At 64.8% G+C, this 24020-nt stretch carries 17 protein-coding genes and 1 pseudogene; 5 read left to right on the forward strand and 13 right to left on the reverse strand.

What is annotated here, in order from left to right:
- Nucleotides 1-27: 27 nt before the first annotated feature.
- A complete protein-coding gene (locus FJ954_RS23125; protein WP_015316938.1) occupies nucleotides 28-1173 on the reverse strand; it encodes a PAS domain-containing protein in 1146 nt (381 codons plus the stop codon).
- A 460-nt stretch (nucleotides 1174-1633) separates the two neighbouring features.
- Between FJ954_RS23125 and FJ954_RS23130 the strand changes: the two genes are divergently transcribed.
- Both FJ954_RS23130 and FJ954_RS23135 read left to right on the forward strand, forming a co-directional pair.
- Complete coding sequence (locus FJ954_RS23130) at nucleotides 1634-2332, forward strand: AraC family transcriptional regulator (RefSeq protein ID WP_246681129.1); 699 nt, start codon at nucleotides 1634-1636, stop codon at nucleotides 2330-2332.
- Between the two features lie 211 nt (nucleotides 2333-2543).
- A complete protein-coding gene (locus tag FJ954_RS23135; protein ID WP_140663375.1) occupies nucleotides 2544-6353 on the forward strand; it encodes an autotransporter domain-containing protein in 3810 nt (1269 codons plus the stop codon).
- Nucleotides 6354-6414: 61 nt separating this feature from the next.
- Here FJ954_RS23135 and FJ954_RS23140 read toward each other — a convergent pair whose 3' ends face one another.
- From FJ954_RS23140 to FJ954_RS23170, 7 genes and pseudogenes are all read right to left on the reverse strand, one after another.
- Nucleotides 6415-7296, reverse strand: a complete 882-nt coding sequence (locus FJ954_RS23140; protein WP_140663377.1) for a DMT family transporter — start codon at nucleotides 7294-7296, stop codon at nucleotides 6415-6417.
- Between the two features lie 411 nt (nucleotides 7297-7707).
- A complete protein-coding gene (locus tag FJ954_RS23145) occupies nucleotides 7708-8790 on the reverse strand; it encodes a histidine kinase dimerization/phosphoacceptor domain -containing protein (RefSeq protein WP_140663379.1) in 1083 nt (360 codons plus the stop codon).
- Between the two features lie 231 nt (nucleotides 8791-9021).
- Nucleotides 9022-9210, reverse strand: a pseudogene (locus FJ954_RS23150) (RND transporter); the annotation flags it as partial.
- A 43-nt stretch (nucleotides 9211-9253) separates the two neighbouring features.
- Nucleotides 9254-12409 carry an efflux RND transporter permease subunit gene (locus FJ954_RS23155; protein ID WP_140663381.1) on the reverse strand — a complete coding sequence of 1052 codons (3156 nt, stop codon included), beginning with the start codon at nucleotides 12407-12409 and terminating at the stop codon, nucleotides 9254-9256.
- A gap of 4 nt (nucleotides 12410-12413) precedes the next feature.
- Nucleotides 12414-13688 (reverse strand): efflux RND transporter periplasmic adaptor subunit, encoded by a 1275-nt coding sequence (locus tag FJ954_RS23160; protein ID WP_140663383.1) that lies wholly within the window; start codon nucleotides 13686-13688, stop codon nucleotides 12414-12416.
- A gap of 278 nt (nucleotides 13689-13966) precedes the next feature.
- Entirely contained in the window at nucleotides 13967-14197 is a 231-nt protein-coding gene (locus FJ954_RS23165; protein WP_224527071.1) for a hypothetical protein, read from the reverse strand.
- 103 nt (nucleotides 14198-14300) lie between these two features.
- Nucleotides 14301-15002, reverse strand: a complete 702-nt coding sequence (locus tag FJ954_RS23170) for a hypothetical protein (protein ID WP_140617986.1) — start codon at nucleotides 15000-15002, stop codon at nucleotides 14301-14303.
- A 219-nt stretch (nucleotides 15003-15221) separates the two neighbouring features.
- On the opposite strand from FJ954_RS23170, the gene FJ954_RS23175 reads away from it, so the two are divergent.
- Together FJ954_RS23175 and FJ954_RS23180 are read left to right on the forward strand one after the other, a co-directional pair.
- Nucleotides 15222-15950, forward strand: a complete 729-nt coding sequence (locus tag FJ954_RS23175; RefSeq protein WP_140617985.1) for a response regulator transcription factor — start codon at nucleotides 15222-15224, stop codon at nucleotides 15948-15950.
- On the forward strand, nucleotides 15947-17188 hold the full coding sequence (locus FJ954_RS23180) for an ATP-binding protein (protein ID WP_140617984.1): 1242 nt from the start codon (nucleotides 15947-15949) through the stop codon (nucleotides 17186-17188). Before FJ954_RS23175 ends, FJ954_RS23180 begins: the two co-directional genes overlap by 4 nt.
- A gap of 75 nt (nucleotides 17189-17263) precedes the next feature.
- On the opposite strand, the gene FJ954_RS23185 is transcribed toward FJ954_RS23180, so the two are convergent.
- Nucleotides 17264-18724, reverse strand: coding sequence for a hypothetical protein (locus tag FJ954_RS23185; protein ID WP_140663385.1), 1461 nt, complete (start codon nucleotides 18722-18724; stop codon nucleotides 17264-17266).
- A gap of 271 nt (nucleotides 18725-18995) precedes the next feature.
- On the opposite strand from FJ954_RS23185, the gene FJ954_RS23190 reads away from it, so the two are divergent.
- Nucleotides 18996-19598, forward strand: coding sequence for a sulfotransferase family protein (locus FJ954_RS23190; protein WP_140663612.1), 603 nt, complete (start codon nucleotides 18996-18998; stop codon nucleotides 19596-19598).
- 85 nt (nucleotides 19599-19683) lie between these two features.
- Here FJ954_RS23190 and minE read toward each other — a convergent pair whose 3' ends face one another.
- From minE to FJ954_RS23210, 4 genes are all read right to left on the reverse strand, one after another.
- Entirely contained in the window at nucleotides 19684-19956 is a 273-nt protein-coding gene (gene minE, locus FJ954_RS23195) for a cell division topological specificity factor MinE (RefSeq protein WP_023774842.1), read from the reverse strand.
- The gene (gene minD, locus FJ954_RS23200; protein ID WP_015316922.1) at nucleotides 19953-20768 is read right to left on the reverse strand and encodes a septum site-determining protein MinD; all 816 of its coding nucleotides are present in this window, start codon (nucleotides 20766-20768) and stop codon (nucleotides 19953-19955) included. Before minD ends, minE begins: the two co-directional genes overlap by 4 nt.
- Before the next feature lie 170 nt (nucleotides 20769-20938).
- A complete protein-coding gene (minC, locus tag FJ954_RS23205; RefSeq protein ID WP_140663387.1) occupies nucleotides 20939-21802 on the reverse strand; it encodes a septum site-determining protein MinC in 864 nt (287 codons plus the stop codon).
- 159 nt (nucleotides 21803-21961) lie between these two features.
- Nucleotides 21962-24019: a response regulator gene (locus tag FJ954_RS23210; RefSeq protein ID WP_140663389.1), complete on the reverse strand. Its 2058-nt coding sequence runs from the start codon at nucleotides 24017-24019 to the stop codon at nucleotides 21962-21964.
- Nucleotide 24020: the final 1 nt, after the last annotated feature.

Here is a 24020-nt window from a genome sequence, read left to right on the forward strand (position 1 = left end):
ACCCGCTCGCGGTAGAGACTGCGCGCTTCAGGGCCCATGAGCCGCCAGCGGCATGCCGATGTCCGACACGAGTTTGACGAGGTCGGCTTGGCGTCTCGTGCCGGTTTTGGCAAAGATTCGGTTGAGGTGGGTCTTCAAGGTGTTTTCGCCAATGCCGAGCGCCAACGCGCTCTTGGACGCTGACAATCCGCTGCCGATCCGCAGCAGCACCCGCGCCTCCGAGGGCGTAAGATCGAACAGCGTGGTCAGAACGGCCTCCGGGAGGGGAGAAGCCGATGTCGTCGTCGATATGAACACAGCCGCGCATGCCGGCCGGAAAACCGCGCGCGCCGTTCCTTCAGTCAACGGCAACACATAGGCAACGGCGGGCGGCTGGCCTTGGGCCGAAACCGGCAGCCCTATGCCGCGCGCGCCAAGCGAGGCATCCGCGCTCGCCGTGCTGGCGATCGCGTCGAGCAGGGCGCGGGCCACGACCCGATTCTGTGCCTGGAGCAGGCCGTTCCTGGAGAGAATGGGCCCCTGCACCGAAAACATCTGTTCGGCGGCCGCATTCGCATGGAGGATTGCTCCATTGGCGTGGGTAAGCACGACAGGCACAGCCAAATGATCGAGCGCCTGACGATAAAGATCGATGGTGATGCGGCCCTGGTCGAGCAGATCGCCGATCAGCGAAGCACGGCGCAGATGCGGCGAGAGCAATGCCAGGAAATGCTGCTCTTCGATCGAGATGCCTCCCCTGCTGGCTCGCGTGGTGCAGCCCAGAAGCCCGATTCGGTCCGGCGTATGAACGAATTTGGTGATGCAAGCCTCGCGCAGTCCCTGCGGTTTGGCCCAGTTCTGAAAAAACGGCGTCAGTTGGAGTTCGCTTTCGCTCATGAGCGACAGCGTCGCAACGGGCCGGTCGACATCGCCGACGACCGCTGCCTTCAGCCCGGGAATTCCATCAAAGTCATAGTCTTCCTCGAGGGCCCGCATCCGTACGGGATCCCAGGGCGACTGAGCCGCGAAACGGCCGCTATTATGGGCGGTGCCGGCAAGCGCGATGGTGGTATAGGCCGCGTCGACAGCTTTCGTGACGCGGGTCATGACTCCGGCCCAGCCTTCCGGGTTCAAAACGCAATCGTAGATATCGCCGATAATCGAACTCAGGACTTCGCTGCTCAGCCTTTCCATCACACCTCCAGGCACGCCCCGATCTCGCCTCGGAGGAATTTGTGACATCATACTTTTGGATGACGCAAGTCGCGGCCGCTCTCGACTATGGGTTGAACTTGGTCGCTTGAACGCCGGGCCGCCACTGTTGCCGGTTATTGTCGCAATGGAAAGCATCGCGTTCGATATTTTTTAAGCCGTGGACAGTTGTCGAGGTTCCCCATTGTCGCGAAAGACGGTGCTTTCATCGGCTCGGTTGCCACCGCATCTTGATGAACGAGAACGATTTTCCCCGTGGCAAGACATCCCTGTCGCGGAAATACGGTCGGCCGAATACGACAGTCCGGAAAACCTGCACTTCGAAGCCATCGAAGCCACGGCCGTCGGTTCAGCGGTTCTCGGCCAGATGTCCGGACCCGTCAAGCATGCCACACGCAAAGCGAGCAACATCGCCAATGACGACAAGGACGGCTATCTGCTGATGATCAACAAGGCCGACACCATGCTGCCAGGGGTACATGCCGGCCGCGAATATGCCGTCGGCCGGGGAGAGGCCGTGCTTGTCACCGCATCGGAAGCTCTGAAAATGAACGGTGCCGACAGCAATGTCTGGACGAATGTGGTGGTCCCACGCGCGATCCTCCTGCGCGCCTTCCCGCAGATCGATGACAGGCTGGGGCTGAAGATCGGCGCCGACAGCGAAGCCCTCGAGCTTCTCAAACGCTATTGCCTGCTTCTTGAAAGCGGCAGCCCGCTTGCCTCCGCGGATCTGATCACGCACGCGACGGACACGATCGTGGATCTGATCGGCCTGGCGACCGGCGCAAAAGGTCGGGCTGCCGAACTGGCCGGGCTTCGGGGCCTGCGCGCTGCCAGGCTGGAGGCCGTCCTCGCAAGGATCGCCGAGGATTTTATCGACCCCGGCATCTCCGCCCAAAGTGTCGCTCTACAACTCGGCCTGTCGGTGCGCTACGTCCACGACCTCCTTCAGGAGACGGGAATGAGCTTCTCCGAACGCGTTCTCGAACTGCGTCTGCAGAGCGCCCACAGGATGCTCTCGCACAAACACCGCGACATGCGGGTCAGTGACATCGCCCTGACAAGCGGATTCAGCGACGTATCGTACTTCAACCGCTGCTTTCGTCGCCGTTTCGGCTATACGCCGACAAGCGCCAGATAAGTTTTGCAGCCTTCGCCAGCAGTCCGGTACCGCCCGTGCGAGGCCGTTCCGCAGCGGCTTGCGCCACCGATGACGCCGAACTGCCACAATGCGCGCAAAACACGCTGCTTTTCACTCCAGTCCAATTCCGGTGCGGCCCTGCCCAAGACAAGGCCGGGCTCCAATGACATGTCAGCCTCAGGGTGAAACGACTGTCATGTCAGGGGATCGAATGCCGCGGAATGCATTTGGAGGCCATAAGGCCAACGCATTGAAAAACCTGGCGCTGGCGTCGACGGCACTGGTCTGCCTTGGCCTGCCGATCCCCGCATCGGCAGCCGAGATCTGGACCGGCGCCGCCTCCACGGATTGGTTTACCGCCGGAAACTGGAACCCCGCCGCTGTTCCGACATCGAGCGACGATGTTATGCTCGATCCGGTGTTCCCGCACCCGACCGTGGTCAATGCGGCGAATGCGGCCGCTCATTATCTGTTTGTCGGCACCATTTCGAGTTACTCGGGCTCGCTGACGATCACCAATGGCGGCACCCTCTCCGACACTGCCGGCTATCTCGGCTACGCTTCGGACGCGAGCGGCACCGTGAGCGTCACTGGAGCAGGCTCCGTCTGGAGCAACAGTTCGGACCTTTTCCTTGCCTTGGGTACGAACAGCAACGGCACCTTGACGATCTCCAGCGGCGGCGCTGTGAGCGACAAAGTGGGTCATGTCGGCTACGGCCCGGGCACCGGCACCGTAACGGTGGACGGCCCGGGCTCGACATGGACCAACAGCGGAGATCTTTATATCGCCGAATTTGGCACAGGCACGCTGGACATCACCAATGGCGGCGTGGTCAGCAATGCCATGGGCACCATCGGTTGGCATGTAGACTCCACCGGCACGGTGACGGTCGACGGAGCGGGTTCGACCTGGACAAACTCCTCCCACCTATACGTCGGCGATCAGGGCACCGGTGCGCTGAAAATCTCGAACGGCGGCAAGGTCAGCAATCTGAGCGGTATCCTGGGCAACCTGGCGGGCTCCAGTGGCACGGCAACTGTCGACGGTGCTGGCTCGACCTGGGCGAACGCGGCCCTTGCGGTTGGGAACGCGGGCTTCGGCGCGCTGACGGTCACGAATGGCGGCGCGGTCACCAGTTCGGTGGGCTATGCCGGCTATGCCGCGGGCTCCAAGGGCCTGGTGGCGGTCGACGGCGTCGGCTCGGCCTGGACCAACACTTCGGACCTCTTCATCGGCTTCCAGGGCCAGGGTACGCTGACGGTCTCGAATAGCGGCGCGGTCAGCAACACCATCGGTATGATCGGCGCGCAGACGGGCTCGACCGGCATCGCGTTCGTCGATGGCGCCGGCTCGATCTGGACAAACAGCTCCAACCTGATTGTGGGCAATTTGGGTAACGGCGCACTGGGGATCACTCACGGCGGCGTGGTCAGCAACACCTGGGCCGCTGTCGGCGCGAAGACGGGCTCCATCGGCATGGCGTTCGTCGACGGCGCCGGCTCGACCTGGGCGAATACGGGCGAACTCATTGTCGGCCAATCAGGAACCGGCACGCTCGACATCACCAATGGCGGCGCCGTTAGCAACCAGACTGGCTCTGCGGGCTACGACGTCGGGTCCATGGGCACCGTCACGGTCGATGGACCGGGTTCGAGCTGGACGAATTCCGGCGACCTGTTCCTCGGTTTCAAGGGCGCCGGCACGCTCCAGGTGGCAGATGGCGGCCATGTCCTCAACCAGGCCGCGCTCCTCGCAGTGTTTGAAACCGCAACCGCCACCGTGACGGTGGACGGGGCGGGATCCTCCTGGAGCACCGATGACAATCTTGTCCTGGGAAGCGCCGGTCACGCGGCACTTTCCATCTCCAGCGGCGGTTCAGCGGATGCAGATTCCGTCTTTGTCGGCCAGGCGGCGACAGCCACCGGTGCGATTACCGTCGACGGCGTGGGCTCGAAATGGACCAACAAGAACGGCATGTACCTTGGCGGTCTGGGAATCGGCACTCTTGCCGTCACCAATGGCGGCGTCGCATCCGGCGGCGGCACCTACATGGCGTTCGCCGCCGGTGCCACCGGCCAGGCAACCGTTGATGGCCCGGCCTCACTGTGGGAGATGCACGGCGACCTGGATATCGGGTTCGGCGGCACTGCTTCGGTGACGCTCTCCAACGGCGGCACCGCTCTGGTGGACGGCTCTACCGTGATCGCCAGCCAGGCCGGCTCTGTCGGCGCGCTTAACATCGGCGGCGCGGCGGGCTCCGCGGCGGCGGGCGCCGGCGTCCTCGATTCGGCAACGTTGCAGTTCGGCTCCGGCACCGGCACGCTCAATTTCAACCATACCAGCGCGAACAATGGCTTCGCTTCGGCGATCAGCGGACTGGGAACGATCAACCAGATCGCCGGCAACACCAAGTTGACCAGTAATTCCTCCGGCTTCACCGGGACGACGAACGTTCTCGGCGGCGGCCTCTATGTCAACGGCTCGCTCGGCGGCGCGATAAATGTCACCGGCGGCCTGCTTGGCGGGTCGGGCACGGTAGGCATTGTGACCATTGCTTCGGGCGGCACCTTTGCACCGGGCAATTCGATCGGCACGATCAATGTTAGCAACACAGCCTTCTTGGCCGGTTCGACTTACGCAGTTGAAGTCGAAATCGGCGGCACATCCGATCGGATCAACGCCACCGGTACGGTGACGATTGGCGGCGGCACGGTCGACGTCATACCCTATCCGGATTATGCGACCGGCACGACCTATACGATCGTCACGGCGGCGGGCGGTGTCACCGGCACCTTCGACAAGGCCAGTCTCGAAGACGGCTCGATCTTCATTGCGCCGACGCTCACCTATGACGCGAACAATGTCTATCTCAACCTGGCCAAGGCAAGCTTTGCCAGTGTAGGCCTGACGCCGAACCAGATCGCCACCGGCGGCGGCGCCGAAAGCCTTGGCGCCGGCAATCCGCTCTTCGATGCCATCTTTGCCTTGTCGAGCGAGGCAGCCGCCCAGGACGCTTTCGACCAGCTTTCCGGCGAAATCCATGCCTCGGCCAAGGGCCTGCTGATCGAGGACTCCCGCTTCGTTCGCGACGCCGCCAACAGCCGCATCGCTGCCGCCTTCGGCGATGCCGGCGCGGCGGCGCTTCCGGTCATGGCCTATGGCGAGGGCGGCCCCGAGATGGTCGCCGCCGATACCGATCGCTTCGCCGTCTGGGGCCAGGCGTTCGGTTCCACGGGCAGTAGCGACAGCGACGGCAACGCCGCCGCCTTCGACCGCTCGACCGGCGGCCTGCTGGCCGGCGCCGACACTTTGGTCGGCGGCTGGCGCGTCGGTGTTCTCGGCGGCTACAGCCATTCCTCCTTCAACGCCGACGATCGCAATTCCTCCGGCAAGAGCGACAGCTACCATCTCGGCCTCTATGGCGGCACCAATTGGGGCGCCATCGCCTTCCGCACCGGTGCGGCCTACAGCTGGAGCAGCCTCTCGACCAAGCGCTCCGTCGCCTTCACCGGTTTTGCCGATCAGCTCTCGGCCAACTACGATGCGGGCACCGCGCAGATGTTCGGCGATCTCGCCTACAAGGCCGAGACCAGCGGGGCCTTCAAGTTCGAACCCTTCGCCAACCTCGCTTATGTCAGCCTGCACACTGACGGCTTCAGCGAAACCGGCGGTGCGGCGGCCTTGACCAGCGCTGGCGCGAGCAGCAACGTCACCTTCGCCACGCTCGGCTTGCGCGGCTCGACCGATTTTGGGCTTGGCGGCGTCAATGCCACCGCGCGCGGCATGCTCGGCTGGCGCCACGCTTTCGGCGACGTCACGCCGACCTCAAGTTTCGCCTTCGCCGGCGGCGACGCCTTCACCATCGCCGGCATACCGATCGCCAGGAACGCGGCGGTAATCGAAGCCGGCGTCGACATGAAAATGTCGCCCAATGCCACGCTCGGCCTGTCCTATTCCGGGCAGTTCGGTGGTGGCGCCGTCGACAACGGCGCCAAGGCAAACCTCAGCGTCAAGTTCTGACGACAACAGGCCGCCGGCTCGCGCCAAATTGACGTCGCCGGGCGGTCCTGGCGTCCGCCCCCTACTCCGGCGACGGCACCGGCGGCTTCGAGGTCAGCGCGGTGCCGGCGGCGGCCACGATCACGGCGGCGATGCCGGCCAGTTGCGGCGTTGTCAGGCTTTCCCGCAGGAACAGGAACCCGGCCAGCGCGCCAAGCCCCGGCTCGAGGCAGGTCAGCGTGCCATAGATGCGCGCCGGCATGCGGGTCAGCGCCACCATCTCCAGGAAGAACGGCAGCGCGCTCGAGAACAGGCCGACGAGCAGCGCGCTGACCAGGATCGACGGCGCGAGCAGGCCGCTTCCCGCCTCGGCAATGCCAAAGGGCAGCACCAGCAGGGCGGCGATCGCCATGCCATAGGCGGTGGTGCGGGTGCCGAGTTCCGCGCCCGCCTTCTGCGCCAGAACGATATAGAGCGCCCAGAACCCGCCGGCCGCCAGCGCCAGCATCACGCCGATCGGGTCGAGCGGCTTGAGCGAGTGGATGAAGGGCGACAACAGCACGATGCCGGCGACCGCAAGCGCGATCCAGGCAAAGTCGCTGGCCCGCCGAGAGGTCAGTGTCGCCACCAGCAGCGGACCGGAAAACTCCAGCGCCACCGCGACGCCAAGCGGGATCCTGGCAAGTGCCGCGTAGAACAGAAGGTTGAGCGCGCACAGCGTCACCCCATAGGCGATGAGCCACGGCATGGTGGCGCGCGAGGGCCGTACCTGCCAGGGCCGCAGCACCGCGATCAGCATCAGCGCGCCGATGACCAGCCTGAGCGTCGTCGTGCCTTGCGCGCCGATCACCGGAAACAGCGTCTTGGCGAAGGTGGCGCCGATCTGGATCGACACCATGGCGCCCATCAGCGCCGCGACCGGCAAGGGTGCGGCTTCGCGGCTGGCAACCGGCATTGATGTCACTTGTGCTTCATCCTCCATGCCGCGAGGCGAAAACCTGCCCGGCAGCATGCAATAGGATGAACCGGCCCGGCTGTCGTGAGACAGCGCGGATGCCTCGATAGGGGCACGGCCAGAGGCGGCCGATGCCGTAGGGCGATTCCGCCACCGACAGCCCATCGGGCACCGGCGCGACACCGATGGCCGCCGGCCCACGGACGCGTCGCTGGCGGCGGCCTGGTTGAGTTCGACGACGGTCCCTGCCCTGAGCAGATGCGCCGTAGTCGGTCAGCGTGGTGGGCGAAAGCGCCGTGCGCCGCGCCAGTTCGGCACGACTGTGGATCGTCGTCGCGCAGCATGCGCAGGATCGCCGCTCCAGACTGGATTTGGCAGAACGCCGAACCCGCCCTAACCAGTTGGTTTCCTGGAATTGCCCTAGGCCGCGGCGGCGGAGCGCTTGAACACGATCGTGACCCGCGTGCCTTCGTCGGCGCTGGAAGTCACGTCGAACTCAGCCTTGGCGTTCTCTGTCAGCGATTGTGCGATGAGCGCGCCGAGCTTGCCTTGCTTGGGCCAGCTCTCGCCTTCCGGCAACCCGATCCCGTCATCGGCGACGACGACGCGGCAGCCATCCCCGTTCACGACGCTGTGCAACGTGATCGTGCCGCTGTCACGCCCGCGAAATGCATGCTTGAGCGCATTGGTCAGCAATTCGTTGACCACCAGGCCGGTGGGCATGGCAACGTTGATCGAAACCGGGTAGGTGTCCACCTTCATGTCGAGGCGAATGCCCTCGACAGCATGCGAACTCATCACGGCTGACGCGATCTGGCTCAGATAGACGCCGAGATCGACCTCCTCCTTGTGCTCCTCGCCCGATAGCGTTTGATAGAGGATGGCCAAGGCGTCGACGCGGCCGGCCAGTCTTTCGAAGCGTTTCCGGTCCGGCTCGGTCGCATTGCGCGTTTCGAGGCGGATCAGGGCGGTGATCATCTGCAGATTGTTCTTCACCCGGTGCTGCAACTCCCGCAGCAGCGTGTCTTTCTCGCGGACGCGCTCCTCGATCGAGCGCGCATCTTCGGTCTCGCCATGGGCCGAGACGTCGACCAGTGCCACCAGCCGGAAGCAGGCCTTGCCGTTGTCATCCTCGATGACGTTGGAATAGACGTCGACGATCGCAGGCTTGTCCTCGGCCCGCTCGAGCCGGAACGTGCCGACGAAATCGGTCCCGTCGACCACCGCATCAGACAGCGCGCTGTCCTTCTGCTGGTGCAGGCCAATGCCGGAAAGTGCCGCCCAATGCTTCTGGGCGAGGCTGGCCGCCTTCAGGCCCGACAGTTTCTCGAACTCCGGATTGGCATAGACGACACGTTCCTGCCCGCCGAGGTCCGAAACGGCGATGGCAATCGGCACCTGGTCGAGGAACTTCTTGAACTGTTCGCTTTCCAGCGCGCTGGCAAGGTCGGGCGTTTCCAGCAACTGCTCGACCGTTTCCGCCTTATCTGAATTCGATATCATCTCTTGCATCCAGGAATTTTCTGGACGCCACCAATATCAGCGAAGCGATGCGCGAGCTATCGCCAAAAGTGCCACTTTCACCGGCATCAGGACTAGGCCCGCGCCGGCCTGGTCCCGCGCAACGGCAGCGCCATGGTGAAATCCAGGCCGTCGCCAAGATAATTCACCTTGATGATGGCATCGCATTGCAAGCGTTCCCCAGCCTGGAACCCCTGCAGGAACCCGAACCGGTCAACTCTGGCCGGCCACCTTCGCCAGCCGCGGACCGGTCTTGCCGTCGACGATTTCGGGCCTGGCGCTGTCGACCGCGCCGTCCCAGCCGCCGCAGAGCGCCTTGTTGAGGGCGATGTAGTCGGTCGCCAGAAGGACGCGGCTCTGCAACAGCGAATCCTCGGCCGAGTAGAGCGAGCGCTGGGCCTCGCGGCCACCGAGCCACGTTCAAAACCTCTCATGTGAAGAACCCTTACTGCTGGTTGGCCGTCACCGGCGTTTCGCCCTTATCCTGCCCGGGATCTGGTTTGGCCACCCTGCCCTTGAAGATGCGCCGCACCGTGACGAACAGCAGCGGCACCAGGAACACACCGATCACGGTCGCGGCGATCATGCCGCCCATCACGCCGATGCCGACGGAGTTCTGCGCGCCCGAGCCGGCGCCGCTGGCGATCGCAAGCGGCGTGACGCCGAGGATGAAGGCCAGCGACGTCATCAGGATCGGCCGCAACCGCTGTCGCGCCGCCTCGAGCGTTGCCTCCACCAGCCCCATGCCGGCCGCCTGCCGTTCAATGGCGAACTCGACGATCAGGATGGCGTTCTTGGCGGCGAGGCCGATCGTGGTCAGCAGGCCGACCTTGAAATAGACGTCGTTGGTCTGGCCGAACAGGCTTGCCGCCAGCAGCGCGCCGAAGATGCCGATCGGTACCGACAGCATCACCGCGAACGGGATCGACCAGCTCTCATAGAGCGCGGCCAGGCACAGGAACACGACCAAGGCCGAGATCGCATAGAGCGACATCGCCTGGTTGCCCGAAAGCCGCTCCTGATGCGACAGCCCGGTCCATTCATGCGAATAGCCGGCCGGCAGTTGCGCGACGAGTTTGTCGATCTCGTCCATCGCCGCACCCGAGCTCACGCCCGCTGCCGCCGCGCCCTGGATCTCGACCGCGGCCGAACCATTATAGCGTTCGAGCCGGGGCGAACCGAATGTCCAGTGGCTGGAGGCAAAGGCCGAGAACGGCACCATGGCGCCGCTTGAATTGCGGACCTGCCATTTGTCGAGATCCTCCGGCTGCATGCGGAAATTCGCGTCCGATTGCATGTAGACCGGCTTCACCCGTCCGCGATCGATGAAGTCGTTGACGTAATCGCTGCCCCAGGCGCTGGACAACGTGTTGTTGATGTCGGCAAGGCTGACGCCCAGCGCGCTCGCCTTCTCCTGGTCGATGTCGACCGAGAATTGCGGCTGGTCCTCCTGGCCGTTGGGACGCGTGTTTGCGAGCACCTTGCTCTGCCCAGCCAAGGCCAGAAGCTGGTTGCGCGTCTGGATCAGCGCGTCATGGCCGGCGCCGTTGACGTCCTGCAGGTAGAAATCGAAGCCGTTGGTGTTGCCGAAGCCCTGGATGGCCGGGGGCGCCAGCGCGAAGACCTGCGCATCCCTGATCTTGGAGAACGCGCCCATGGCGCGGCCGGCGATCGCCTGCGCGGCCATTGCGGGCGACTTGCGCTGGGCGAAATCCTTCAGCCGCACAAAGCCGATGCCGACATTCTGCCCGGCTCCGCCGAAGCCGAAGCCCGACGCGGTGAAGACCCCGTCGACGGCGCCCTTTTCGTCGTTGAGATAATGGTCGGTGACTTGCTTCAGCACGCGCTCCGTGCGGTCCTGCGTGGCGCCGACCGGCAATTGCACGCTGGTGATCAGGATGCCCTGGTCCTCTTCCGGCAGGAACGAGCTCGGCAACCGCGCAAACATCCAGCCCATGGCGACGACAATGGCGAGGAAGATGGCAAGAAATCGCCACGACCGGTTGATGATGCCGTGCGAGCCGTCGCGATAGGCCGTCGTGCCGCGATCGAACATCCTGTTGAACCAGCCGAACGGACCGATCTGCGTGGCATGGTCCTTCGGCCGCCGCAGGATCGTGGCGCACAATGCCGGCGTCAGCACCAGAGCCACCAGCACGGACAGCACCATGGCCGAGACGATGGTCACCGAGAACTGCCGGTAGATGATGCCGGTCGAGCCGCCGAAGAAGGCCATCGGCACGAACACCGCCGACAGCACGGTGGCGATGCCGACCAGCGCGCCGGTGATCTCGTTCATCGATTTTCGCGTCGCCTCCTTCGGCGACAGATCTTCCTCCTGCATGACGCGTTCGACATTCTCGACCACGACGATGGCGTCGTCGACGAGCAGGCCGATGGCCAGCACCATGGCGAACATGGTCAGCGTGTTGACCGAATAGCCGAACAGCGACAGCACGCCGAACGTGCCCAGCAGCACCACCGGCACCGCGATGGTCGGGATGATCGTCGCCCGCAAATTCTGCAGGAAGATGAACATCACCAGGAACACCAGCACGATCGCCTCGGCCAGCGTCTTGACCACCTCCTCGATCGACAGCCGCACGAAGGGCGAGGTGTCGTAGGGATAGACGACCTCGACGCCTTGCGGGAAGGTCGAGCTCAGCCGGTTTATCGTCGAGCGCACCGCTTCGGCGGTGCTGATCGCGTTGGCACCGGTCGCCAGGTTGACGGCGACGCCCGCCGCCGGCTTGCCGTTGTAGTTGGCTTGCGTCGTATAGCTTTCGGCGCCGAGTTCGACGGTGGCGACGTCGTTCAGCCGGACCAGCGAGCCGTCCGTCTGGCTCTTCAGGATGATGTTGCGGAACTGTTCGGCGGTTTGCAGCCGGCTCTTGGCGGTCACCGTGGCGTTGAGCTGCTGGCCCTTGCGCGCCGGCAGACCGCCGAGCTGGCCGGCCGAAACCTGCGTGTTCTGCGCCTCGATGGCGCTCGCCACGTCGCTTGGCATCAGCGCGTATTTGGCCAGCTTGTCGGGGTCGAGCCAGATCCGCATCGCATAGCCCGAGCCGAAGAGCTGCGTCGAGCCCACGCCTTCGACGCGCTTCAGCGTGTCGTTGACGGTGGCGTCGACATAGTCGGCGAGGTCGGTCGAGTTCATCTTGCCGTCGCTGGAGACGAAGCCGATGACCATCAGGAAGCCGGTCGAGGATTTGGAGACGGTGATGCCGTTGCTCTGCACCACCTGCGGCAATTGCGACTGCACCAGCTGCAGCTTGTTCTGCGTCTGCACCTGGGCGGTGTCGGGGTCGGCCGAACTGGTGAAGGTCAGCGTGATCGACGCCGAACCGGTCGCGGTCGAGGTCGCCGTCATGTAGTCGAGATTGTCGATGCCGGTCATGCCTTGCTCGATGACCTTGGTCACCGAGTTCTCGACCGTCTGGGCGTCCGCGCCCGGATAGGTAGCGCTGATATTGACGGTGGTCGGCGCGATCTGCGGATATTGCGAGATCGGCAGCGTGGTGAGTGCGAGCAGACCGCCCAGCATGATCACGATGGCGATCACCCAGGCGAAGATCGGCCCGTTGATGAAAAATGCTGACATCGTCTCAGTTCCCGGTCGACGCGGCGGGTTGCCGGCCGGTGCTGGCCATCTTGGATGGGGCCGGCAAGGCGGAGGTCTGGCCGCGATCCTTGATCTCACCGGTCGCCTCGTCGATCGTCACTTCGACGCCGGTCGCATCGCCGCCGGGGCGCACGAGCTGCAGGCCCTCGACGACGACACGGTCACCATCGCCCACGCCGCTGTCGACCAGCCAGCTGTTGCCGACGGTGTTGCGCACGGCAAGCACGCGCGTCTCGACCTTGCCCTGCGCATTGATGACCATGGCCGTCGCCTCACCCTTCGTATTGCGGGTGACGGCGCGCTGCGGCACGAGAAAACTGTTCTGGGCAACGCCCTCCTCGACCAGCGCCCGCACATACATGCCCGGCAGAAGCAGGCGGTCGGGATTGGGAAACTCGGCCCTGAGCGCGAACGTGCCGGTGGTCTGGTCGACATTGGCGCCGGCGAATTCCAGCTTGCCGGTCTGCGCGTAGATGGTGCCGTTCTCGAGCTTCAGCTTGACGCTGACATTGGGGCCGCTGAACTTCAGCCGCCCTTCCGAGATCGCCTGGCGCAGGTTGAGCAAATTGGTGCTCGACTGCGTGACGTCGACATTGATCGGATCGAGCGAGCGGATCGTGGTCAGCACCGTCTCCTGGTTGGCGGTCACCAGCGCGCCCGGTGTCAGCGTGGACTTGTCGATGCGGCCGGCGATCGGCGCGGTGATCGAGGTGCGGTCGAGGCTGATGCGCGCGGTTTCGGCGCTCGCCTTGGCGGAAGCCACATCCGCCTGCGCCTGCGCAAGCGTGGCGGCAGCGTCATCATAATCCTGTTTGGAAACAACGTTCTGCTTCAACAGGCCGGCGTATCTGTCGAACTTGGCCTGCGCGGTAGGCACCGCCGCCGCCGCCTTCTGCTGCGCCGCGACCGCGCTGTCATAAGCCGCCTTGTAGCTCGCCGGGTCGATGAGGTAGAGCGGCTGTCCCGCCGCCACCTCGCTGCCTTCCTTGAACAGTCGTTGCTGGATGATGCCGTTCACTTGTGGACGCACCTCGGCGATCAGCGAGGCCGCCGTGCGCCCCGACAGTTCGGCTGTGATCGCCACCGATTGCGGATGCAGCGTGACGACGCCGACTTCCGGTTTGCCGACGCCGCCCATGCCTGCGGGAGCCTTGCCGCCCTCTTGTGAGCAGGCCGCCAGGAGAAGAGCCGCGGCAAGCGCCGTCCAGGACGCGAGTCGGCGAACTGGCGGGGAGGACTGCCTAGACTGCATGGACATGGCTGAATGATCTTTCGCTGGAGGTGCGGTGACCGCATGGGCGTTGGCCAATGCAAAGCGAGGCCGAACGCCGGCGGTCGCAGGTGAGGCTTGAGACGGACGATGTCGTGACGAGGGGTCGCGCCCACTTGCGGGCGGCGTCGAGCAGTGCTTCGAAGCGGCTCATGTCGCGCTCCTTCTTCGTGGCTGGAGCGCACCCGAGGATCGGATGGCTGGCCGCGATGCCCTCCGCGCCATTATGCCGATCAGCACCGACATGCCAAGCGCCTTGCCAGGTCTCACGCGATCTTGCGGTCATGGTTTCCGTGGCCATCGGCGTGCCGCGAGATCGGCAGCGACAGGCGCCAGGCGGCGAATTCCAGCCGGATCGCGCCTTGCAGCGTGTCGACCGGCAAGGCCGGCGGCGTTGCGGCATGATCGATGCGCCGGCCGAACGAATATTTCGGGCTGGCCGATGCGATCAGCCGCAGCAGCATCAGGGCTTCCCACATTGTCGTGCCTTGTTGCATGGGGTGAATCCGGGAAGGCGCGATCCGCCATCCCGGAGAAGGAAACCCGGCCGGCCCGGGAACGGGTTGGGTACCGGGGCCGGCCGGCGCAGCCGGTCGGTTGTCAGCCGTTCCCGGGCTGGGGCGGCGGCATCGGGCCATCATTGGGCGGGCCTGCCGGACCGACTGCGTCATTCGGCGGGCCGCCCCATGGACCGGGGGGTGGTCCATGGGGGCGTTCCGCCGAAACGAGGATTTCGAGCTGTTCAGGCGTGAGCTTGGCGCGCAGCTCGGCGATCGCGTCCTTCAGCTTGGCGGCCGAAGCCGCACGCGCCGTGACGTCGTCTGCCAGCCTTTCCTGGAAGGCGAACGGATCGGGCTTGCCGGCCGGCCCTGCATCGGGGCCTTTCGCCTGCGGCCCGCCATCCGGCCCTCCAGGCCCGCCAGTGCCACCCGGACCACGGTCCGGCCGCGGTGGCGAAAGCACCGCCTGCAGCGCGCTGGTGTAGTCGCGCCAGGCGTCGAGCTGTTCGCTGCGGATGCCGACGCGTGTTTCGAGCGCGGCGAGCCGGGCGGCCAGCATGAATTCCGGCGGCGGCCCCACGCGGCGGGGGCCGAAGCCTTGCGGGCCGAAACTGTGCGGGCCAAAACCTTGCGGACCCCATCCTTGCGAAGGATGCGGCATCGAGCCATGGTCCGTTCCATCCTGCATTGCCATGGCAGGCGGCGGCCCGCCTGGCGCCGCGCCCGGGTCGGGCTGCGCCGCCAGCGCGGGGTGGATGGCGGCGGCGGAAAACAGGCCGAGCGCAAGAAGTCTGCTTCGCATACGGTATTCCTTTCATCCATGCTTTGGACGTCAGGAGGATAGGAAGCGTGTTTGTCTGCTTCGCGTCGGCATGTTGCCGAAGGTTTCCGCAAAAGGGCAATTTGTTTCCGAATGTTGCCATCCCCCGGCCAGAAACATTGGGTTGCAATTTTCCATGCCGCTTGCACGGGCGCTCCCTATAATCAGGACAAACCCGGGATCATGGGCAAGGGCACGATAATGCAGTCACAACCCCACATCCTCGTCGTCGACGACGATCGCGAAATCCGCACGCTGCTCGGGCGCTATCTCGACGGCCAGGGTTTTCGCGTCTCGGTAGCGGCCGACAGGCGCGAATGCGAGCAGAAGCTGGCCACTGGCCAGTTCGACCTGGCCGTGCTCGACGTCATGCTGCCGGATGGTTCGGGGCTCGACATCTGCCGGGGCTTGCGCGATCGCAAGCCGCATATTCCCGTCATCCTGCTGACGGCGCTGAAGGAGGATGTCGACCGCATCATCGGGCTGGAACTCGGCGCCGACGACTATCTCGGCAAGCCGTTCAACCCCCGCGAGCTCACCGCCCGCATCCGCGCCGTGCTCAGGCGCTCGACGCCGGAAGAAGCGGCGCCCGCGCCTCCGCCCCGCGCCTACCGCTTCGCCAGCTACAGGCTGGAGCCGGACACCCGCAAGGTGACGGATGCGCAGGGCGCGGCCGTCGATCTCACCGGCGCCGAATTCGACCTGTTGCAGGTGTTCCTCGACCGCCCCGGCCGGCTGCTTTCGCGCGACCAGCTGCTTGATCTCACACAAGGCCGCGAACGCGACCCGCTCGAACGCTCGGTCGACGTGCTGATGAGCCGGCTGCGCCGCAAATTCACCGACACCGGCGACGGGCCGCTGTTCAAGACGGTGCGCAATGGCGGCTACCAGCTGACCGCGCGCGTCGAGACGGTGGAGGCGCAGGCGTGAACTCGCTGCGCCGCCGCCTCATCCTGTTGCTGGTCGCCTCTATCGTCGGCGTCGTCGGCCTGGCGACGGCGGCGGTCCTCAGCGTGCGCGGCGGCGGGCCGCCGCCGGAACTCGTCGTGCCCTGGGTTGCCCAGCAGATGGAACTCGTGGTGCGGCTGCTGCCGGGGCCCATACCCGATGTGCTGCGGGTGCAATTCAGCGACCGGCCGGCGGATGGCAAGGTGGACCGGCAGGAGACGGCGATGCTCAATGATCTGCTGCGCCGCCGCGGCTTCGACGTGCTGGCCATCGTCAGCGACAAACCGGGTGAACCCAGCCAACGTGCCTCGATGCGCCTGCCCGACAGCCGGTGGGCGATCCTCGAAATAGCACATATCGACCCGCCCAGGCGCGAATGGCTGGTTCTGGCCGGCTGGATCTCGCTGATCGTGGCCGGCGCCACCGCCGTCTCTGTCTATTTCACCTCGGTGCTGATCCGGCCGCTCGAAATGCTGGAGGCCACCGTCTCCAAGATCGGCAGGGACGGCGTGCTGGCGCCGGTGCCGGAGGTGGGCTCGGCCGAGGTCAAGGCCACGGCGCACGCACTGAACCAGCTCTCGTCCAGGCTGAAGACCGCCATGGAAAGCCGCATGCGGCTGGTGGCCGCCGCCGGCCACGATCTGCGCACGCCGATGACGCGCATGCGGCTGCGCGCCGAATTCCTCGACGAGGAGCGCGACAAGTGGCTGCACGACCTCGACGAGCTCGACCGCATCGCCGACAGCGCCATCCGCCTGGTGCGCGAGGAGGTGAACCAGGATGCCGTCGAACCGCTCGACCTTGAAAAGATGGTGCGCGACATATCTGCCGAGATGGTCACGCTCGGCCATTCCGTCTCGATCGGGCATCTGGACAGGGTTGCGGTCCGCGCCGGCGCGCTCGGCCTGCGCCGCGCCCTGCGCAATCTGGTCGTCAACGCCGCCACCCACGGCAAGGCCTGCACGATCGCGCTCGACCTCGCCGACAGGCGCGCCGTGCTCTCCATATCGGACGTCGGCCCGGGCATTCCGCCCGACCTCATCAACAAGGCCTTCGAGCCCTTCTTCCGCGTCGACCCCGGCCGCCAGCAATCCATTCCAGGCGCCGGCCTCGGCCTCGCCATCGCCAAGGAGATCATCGAGCGCTACGGCGGCACCGTGACGCTGGAGAACCGCCAGGGCGGCGGGCTGGCGCAGACGGTGGTGTTCGCGGCGGTGTGATTGGGTCAGGCCCGTCCACATCGCGAAAGGCAGCCCAATGCGGGGACTGCCAAGCAACGAGGCCTGCGAAGCGCGTTACGACGTGGCGCGCAGATTCCTGCGGATGGGACGCCTGCCCGTTGCACGGGCTTTCTCGGCCACCACGGCAGCGATCTCCACCACCTCGCCCTCGCGCGATTTGCCGTTGGTGGCTTTGTGGAGCCGCTCGTAGGGCAGCAATTCCTTGATCCGGGCATTGAGCGACGCGATTTCGGCCCGCAAATCCTCGCATTCCTGCCGCTGGACATCCCGTTGTATGTCCTCCGATGCCTGTTGCAGCGCAAGTTGCGAAAGATTGGCGTTCGCTTTCGAAAGGCTCAGCTTGTCGGCTTCGTTCTCGTCGGCGAGCGCGGACAATCTTTCATCGGCGATTTTCTTTTCGGCCACTGCGTCGTCCAGGTCGGTCTTGAGCCTGGCGATTTCGGCGGCGGCCGCACTGTTCTCGTTCGAGGCCCGCTCCAGCCGCGATTCCAGGTCTTGGATCTCGGACCGCAATCCGCGCATCTCCGTCTGGCCGCGAGCCCGTTCGGCTTCCCAGTCGCCTTCCATCAGGCTGGCCGTTTCGGTCTTTTCCGCCAGCTTCGCCTGTGTGGCCTCGAGCGCCTTCTGCAGCCGGATCTCCTCTTTCTCGCTCTTGCCAAGCGCCGCCATCAGTTCGGCAAGGCGCGCCGCTTCGCTGGCGTGGACTGCCGAAAGCTCGTCCAGCCTGTGGCGCGCCTGGCTCTCCCGCTTCAGCACCTTGTCGAGCTCGACCGACAGGCTGACGTGTTTTTCCCGCAGCATCTTGCTCTCGCGCAAGCGCCTGTTGGCCTCGACCGTCCTTGCCGTCAGCCGGTTGGCGATGTCGCCGAATTCCGCGTCGCGTTTGGCGCTGGCATTGCCCATCTCGGCGAGCTCGAGCCTTGCCGCCGCGAGCGCTGTGCGAAGCGCGTCCCGGTCCTGGACCAGGTCTGTCTCGCGCTGCTGCAGCACTTCGCACGTGCTGTCACGCTCGCGCAGCTTCGCCGCCGTGTCGTGCAGCTTTTCCGACAGCGCTCTTTGCTCGGCGATCAGGCCGGCATTTGCGAGCTCCAGCTCATTGGCGCGAAGAATGTCGGTGTGGAGGATGTTGAGGAATTCGCGCGTCAGATGATGCGAGGTCGAGATTTCCGACAATTTGCCGTTGATCTCATCCAGATAATCCCTGGCGTCGTGGAACATTCCTTCGAAGGCGTTCAACGCCGCGAGCCGGGTCTGGGCATGGGGCGTCAGTCGTGGCGTGGTTTCGGCGGTGTCGGTGTTGCCCGCATCGTCGGGATTGTCCGCGCCCTCCGCTTGCGCCGCATCGGCTTGGGGTGGCGAGACGGTTGACGCGTCATCGGGGATATCGTCGCCCTGCGGCGGTGCCTCGAATTCGCTGTCGAGGCTGGCATCCAGGGCGTCCGCCAGATCGTCCTGCAACTCCTGGAGTGCGTCGTCTACGTCTTCAGCACGCTTGATCAGGCTCTTGAAGTTCATACGGAACTCCCTCTTACGCAAAGAAAACCAGATATTTAACAAACTGCTAATATGTATCCTTACATCCGCTTATTCCGCAGGGGAAGCCCCCCTAGGGAAATGTAAATTTCAGACATTTGGGGATTTGCACCGCCGCGACAGCCAGTGCCGGGTCCCGGGCTGGCACAGACCGTAGCGTTCGCGGCGATGTCAACGCTTCTCGTGCATATTCGGTGTGCAGCCTGATATGCTGCCAGCAAACGGCTTGCAGGTCGAACGGGAGGGGATGGAGATGTCGATCAAGGTGATCGGAACCGGCTTTGGCCGAACGGGCACGGATTCGATGCGTGAGGCGCTGGCCATTCTCGGCTACGGCCCCTGTCATCACATGCATGAAGTGATCGGCAACGAGGAGCAGAAACGGATGTGGCGTGCGCTGGCCCAAGGTGCCGCGCCGGACTGGAACCAGCTGCTGTCGGGCTATGTCTCCTGCCTGGACTGGCCTTCGGCGTACTACTGGCGCGACCTAATCGAATTCTATCCGAATGCCAGGGTGATCCTGACCTACCGCTCGGCCGAAAGCTGGTGGGAAAGTTTTGAAAAAACGATCGCGGCGGGACTTGAGCAAAGCGTCGATCAAGAATCGCTGGGCCTCGCCCTGATCGCCAGGCAGGTGTTCGGCGGCCGGCCCGGCGATCGAGCGCATGCCATTGCCTGCTACGAGGCCAATGTCCGTGCCGTGTACGCCGAAGTGCCACGGGAGCGGCTGCTGGTCCACGCTCTTGGCGACGGCTGGGAACCGCTGTGCACTCATCTGGGCGTTGCGATACCGGATCAGGATTATCCCAATCGCAACAGCGCCGCGGGCTTCAGGTCGAGATTTTTGCTGAACTGATCTGGACGAAAACCGGCGCTGCCGGCCCGGCAATCCGGGTTCCTCGCCCCCTGTGGAGCGGGGCGAGGAAAAGGCGCACCGTTTTTTACCCCGCCATGGCCAGCGGCACGGCGCTCTTGTTGGGGATCTGGATGTCGATTTCCAGCGTCGACATGGTCTCGCCCCGATCCATCGACACCTGGAGATAGTCCTGGTCGATCTGCACATGCTTGGCGATCACAGCCATGATTTCCTCGCGCAGAATGGAGACGAGGTCGGGCTGGCCACGGCTGCGGCGCTCATAGGCGAGCAGCACCTGCAGCCGCTCGCGCGCCACCGGCGCGCTGGTGCGCCGCTTGAAGAGGTCGAGGATGCTCATGCGGCCCTCCTTCCGAGCAGACGGTCGAGGAAACCCTTGCGTTCGAAGGGAACCACCACCGGTAAGTCTTCGCCTTCAAGCCGCCGTGCCGCTTCGAGATAGGCCTTGGCGGCGTTGTTGAGCGGTTCCGACAGCGTCACCGGCGAACCGAGGTTGGAGGCGCGCAGCACATCCTGGCTTTCCGGGATGATGCCGAGCAGCGGCACCGACAGGATTTCCAGCACGTCGTCGATCGAGAGCATTTCTCCCCGCGCGGCGCGCGCCGCGTCATAGCGCGTGACCAGCACATGCTTGGCGATCTGCTCGCCCTGTTCGGCGCGCATGGTGCGGGCGTCGAGCAGACCGATGATGCGGTCGGAATCGCGCACCGACGACACTTCCGGATTGGTGACGATGACGGCCTCGTCGGCAAAGCGCATGGCGAGCTGCGCGCCGCGCTCGATGCCGGCCGGGCTGTCGCAGAAGACATAGTCGAAGACCGAGCGCAGCTTGTCGATCACCTCGCCGACGCCGTCCTCGGTCAGCGCGTCCTTGTCGCGCGTCTGCGACGCCGGCAGCAGGAACAGCGTGTCGACGCGCTTGTCGCGGATCAGTGCCTGCGACAGCTTGGCCTGACCCTGGATGACGTTGACGAGGTCGAACACGACGCGCCGCTCGGCGCCCATGATCAGGTCGAGATTGCGCAGGCCTACATCGAAATCGACCAGCGCCACCTTCTTGCCGGTCTTGGCGACCGCGGCACCCAGCGCGGCCGTCGAGGTGGTCTTGCCGACGCCCCCCTTGCCCGATGTGACGACCACTACCTTGCCCATGGAAAAAGCCTCCGTTGCCTGTTGTCGTTTGTTGTGCCGTGCGCCGCACGGCTGTTGTCAGAGCCTGCCATCATGCCATCCCAAACCGGTCCGAGGCTTGCGCGCGGCGATGGTGCCTCGGCGCTTGTCCGGGCCGGAACCGTGAAGCCGGGCGTCAGCATCGCGCCGCCCTAGTTCAGCGGCACGACGGCGAGCATGTCGCCTTCGAGGAAGGCCTGCACGGCCTTGCCGCGCGAGACGCCTTCCATCTCTTCGGCGGTGGTGTACCAGCCGTCGACCGAAATCAGCTCAGCCTCGTTCTTGCGGCAGAAGATGCGTGCCGAGCGATTGCCCTGCGAGCCGGCGATGGCGCGGCCGCGTAAGGTGCCATAGACATGGATAGAGCCCGCCGCGATGATTTCGGAGCCGGACGCGACCGAGCCCAAAACGATGACATCGCCATGCGGATGGAAGATCGACTGACCCGAGCGGATCGGCGACTTGACCATCAGCGTGCCGGCCTGGACCGTTTCGATCGCGCCTGCTTCCGCGGCCTTGGCTGCCTTGCCCTTGCCCGCCTCGGCCCTGGCTTCGCCGGCCTTGCCCTCGCCTGCCTTGACTTCGCCGGCCTTGCCGGCATCCTTGCCGCGATCCGAAAACACCGTTTCCAGCTTGCCGGCTTCATCAGCCGCCTCCGCCTTGCCCTTGCGGCCGGGCTGCGACAGCAGGCCATCCGTGGTGGCCTCCTTGGCGCCGCTAAGCAACGGCGGCAGGTCAAGCCCGAGCGAGGCGCCTTCAAGCTCTATCGCATAGACCCGGATGCCTCGCGCACCGAGCGAAGCAACCAGCAGCCCGATGTCGGCGATTTCGGGCTTCAGCACGTTCAGATCGAGCACCACCGGCCGTCCCGCAAAATACCCCGGCGAATTGCCGATCCAGTGATCCAGCCCCTCCAGCCAGGCGGAAATCGGCGCCTCCGGCGTGAGCGTAAAGGCCACGAAAGAACGGGCGCGAAAACGAATGGATTTTGTTTCGACGGGGGCGGCAAAGGTCACGGCCAGCGAATCCTTACTGAGAGGTAAACGCTAGGGGGTTAATGGTTAACGAATGGTTAACGTGGAGAGGGCAACTCGGCAGCTGGTGCGAGAAATTGGGAGGTCGGCTAAGCGCCTGCGAAGACCGACGGCAGGTGCGGCTCCTCCGAAGCAAGGGCATCAGCGGCGGCGCGAAGCTGATCGAATGGCTGCTACCAGGTGGGCATCTTCGAAGGGCTTGCTGATCAACGCCACGTCGTGAGGGCGGTCCGAGATCTTCTCGGCATCGGCGTAGCCCGTGACGATGAGTGCCGGCCAATCCGCGCGCAGGCTTCGGGCGAAGCGGATGACGTCGATGCCCGAAATCAGCGGCATGGCGAAGTCGGTTACGATGACGTCGAAACGGTCCGGTTCCTTTTCGATGGCGGCCAGTGCCTGGGCGCCGCCGGAAAACGCCGTCACGTCGAAACCCGATTGCCGCAGCGACATCGCCGTCAACTCCCGCAGGGATTGACTGTCGTCGACGAGCAGAACAGTCGGCAACTGATCCTCGGCCGCCGTCGGGAGGTCCGTGCCGGCATCGTTCGCGGCACTGGCTTCGAAAACGGGCTCATCCCTGGCGGTGACGTCTTGCGCCTCGCGTGAACGGGGCAGCCAGAGCTCCATGGTGGTGCCGTGACCAAGCTCGCTGTCAATCCTGAGCGTGCCACCCGATTGCTTGGCGAAACCATAGACAGTGCTGAGGCCCAGACCCGTGCCCTTCCCGATCGGCTTTGTCGTGAAGAACGGCTCGATCACCTTGCTGATGACATCCGCGGCGATACCTGTCCCGGTGTCCTCGACCGCAAGCCTGACATAGTCGCCCGCGGCAAGCCCCTGGCCGGTGTGGCCGACGCTGCGATTGTGGGCCTTGACGCAGATTGTCCCGCCGGAAGGCATCGCGTCGTGGGCATTGAAGACCAGGTTCATCAAAGCAAGCTCAAGCTGCGCCGGGTCCGCATGCACCGGCCATATGTCGTCACCGACATGCCAGTCGAAGCGCACCAGGCCGCCCAGGATCGGCGCCACAAGGCCGGTCATCGTGTCTCCCAGGCTCGACATCCGCACGGCAACCGGTTTCAGATCCTGGCGCCTTGAAAAGGCGAGCATGCGCTGGATGAGGTCCTTGCCCTGGGAAGCGGAGCGGCGCGTCATGTCGAGAACCTGGGCCGCCTTGCCGTCGAGGCTCACTTGCCTTTCCAGCAGGCTCAGCCCGGAGAGGATCGCCGCAAGCAGATTGTTGAAATCGTGGGCAAGTCCGCCGGTCAGCTTGCCGATCGCATCGAGCCGCTGCGATTGCAGCAATTGGCTTTCCAGATGGCGCTGCTCGGTGATGTCCTGCATGGTGCCCAGCAGTTCGAGCCCGGCGCCATCCCTGGCGACCACTCCCTGGTCGAGGAATATCCGGTATTCCTCATTGGCGCATCGCCAGCGGAACTCGCACGCATAAGAGCCGGTCTCGTGGGCGGCCGAAAGCGATCTTGTCACCGCGTCCCTATCAGCCGGATGGACCCGGCTGATGCCGAAATCTGGATCCGCCATGAACCGGTCCGGAGAAAATCCCGTCAACCGCTCGACCCCCTTGGAAACATAGCTTGCGGCGAATGGCGCCTCGGCCGCGCGGGCGTGAAAACAGATCGGCAGCGAAGCGAGGATCGCCTCCTGCCGGGCCTCGGAATGCCGCAGCGCCCGCTCGGCGTCGAGCTTGTCGGAGGTCGCCTTCAGCGCTCGCTCAAGCAGCAGTTGCTCCCTGGCAGCATTCCGTTCGATTTCCCTCGTCTTTTCATAGAGATCGACGAAGACCATGACCTTGGACCGCAGCATCGACGGGTCGAATGGCTTGAACAGATAATCCACCGCGCCGGCGTCATAGCCGCGCAACATATGTGCTTCTTCCTTGTTGATGGCGGTCAGGAAGATGATCGGCGTGGCGTTCGAACGTTCGCGCCTCCGGATCAGCGAAGCGGTTTCGTAGCCGTCGAGACCGGGCATCAGCACATCCAGCAGAATGACGGCGAAGTCGTCCTTGAGCAGAAAGCGCAGCGCCTCGTCGCCCGACTGGGCGCAAATCACCTGCCCGACCCCGTCAAGTGCCTCCTCAATGGCAAGGAGATTTCGCGCGTCGTCGTCGACAGCGAGAACGCGAACCGGCCCCAGCTTTTCGAACGGTTCGCTGCTTTCTGCTTCCATCGCCGCCATT

This window comes from Mesorhizobium sp. B2-3-15, assembly GCF_006442875.1.
Lineage (GTDB): Bacteria > Pseudomonadota > Alphaproteobacteria > Rhizobiales > Rhizobiaceae > Mesorhizobium > Mesorhizobium australicum.

What these genes read in the sequence shown, in the direction of transcription:
- FJ954_RS23125 (WP_015316938.1), bottom strand. Translation starts at nt 1,173, where the DNA reads ATGGAAAGGCTGAGCAGCGAAGTCCTGAGTTCGATTATCGGCGATATC.
- FJ954_RS23130 (WP_246681129.1), top strand. Translation starts at nt 1,634, where the DNA reads ATGATCAACAAGGCCGACACCATGCTGCCAGGGGTACATGCCGGCCGC.
- FJ954_RS23135 (WP_140663375.1), top strand. Translation starts at nt 2,544, where the DNA reads ATGCCGCGGAATGCATTTGGAGGCCATAAGGCCAACGCATTGAAAAAC.
- FJ954_RS23145 (WP_140663379.1), bottom strand. Translation starts at nt 8,790, where the DNA reads ATGATATCGAATTCAGATAAGGCGGAAACGGTCGAGCAGTTGCTGGAA.
- FJ954_RS23155 (WP_140663381.1), bottom strand. Translation starts at nt 12,409, where the DNA reads ATGTCAGCATTTTTCATCAACGGGCCGATCTTCGCCTGGGTGATCGCC.
- FJ954_RS23160 (WP_140663383.1), bottom strand. Translation starts at nt 13,688, where the DNA reads ATGTCCATGCAGTCTAGGCAGTCCTCCCCGCCAGTTCGCCGACTCGCG.
- FJ954_RS23165 (WP_224527071.1), bottom strand. Translation starts at nt 14,197, where the DNA reads ATGCAACAAGGCACGACAATGTGGGAAGCCCTGATGCTGCTGCGGCTG.
- FJ954_RS23170 (WP_140617986.1), bottom strand. Translation starts at nt 15,002, where the DNA reads ATGCGAAGCAGACTTCTTGCGCTCGGCCTGTTTTCCGCCGCCGCCATC.
- FJ954_RS23175 (WP_140617985.1), top strand. Translation starts at nt 15,222, where the DNA reads ATGCAGTCACAACCCCACATCCTCGTCGTCGACGACGATCGCGAAATC.
- FJ954_RS23185 (WP_140663385.1), bottom strand. Translation starts at nt 18,724, where the DNA reads ATGAACTTCAAGAGCCTGATCAAGCGTGCTGAAGACGTAGACGACGCA.
- FJ954_RS23190 (WP_140663612.1), top strand. Translation starts at nt 18,996, where the DNA reads ATGTCGATCAAGGTGATCGGAACCGGCTTTGGCCGAACGGGCACGGAT.
- minE (WP_023774842.1), bottom strand. Translation starts at nt 19,956, where the DNA reads ATGAGCATCCTCGACCTCTTCAAGCGGCGCACCAGCGCGCCGGTGGCG.
- minD (WP_015316922.1), bottom strand. Translation starts at nt 20,768, where the DNA reads ATGGGCAAGGTAGTGGTCGTCACATCGGGCAAGGGGGGCGTCGGCAAG.
- FJ954_RS23210 (WP_140663389.1), bottom strand. Translation starts at nt 24,019, where the DNA reads ATGGCGGCGATGGAAGCAGAAAGCAGCGAACCGTTCGAAAAGCTGGGG.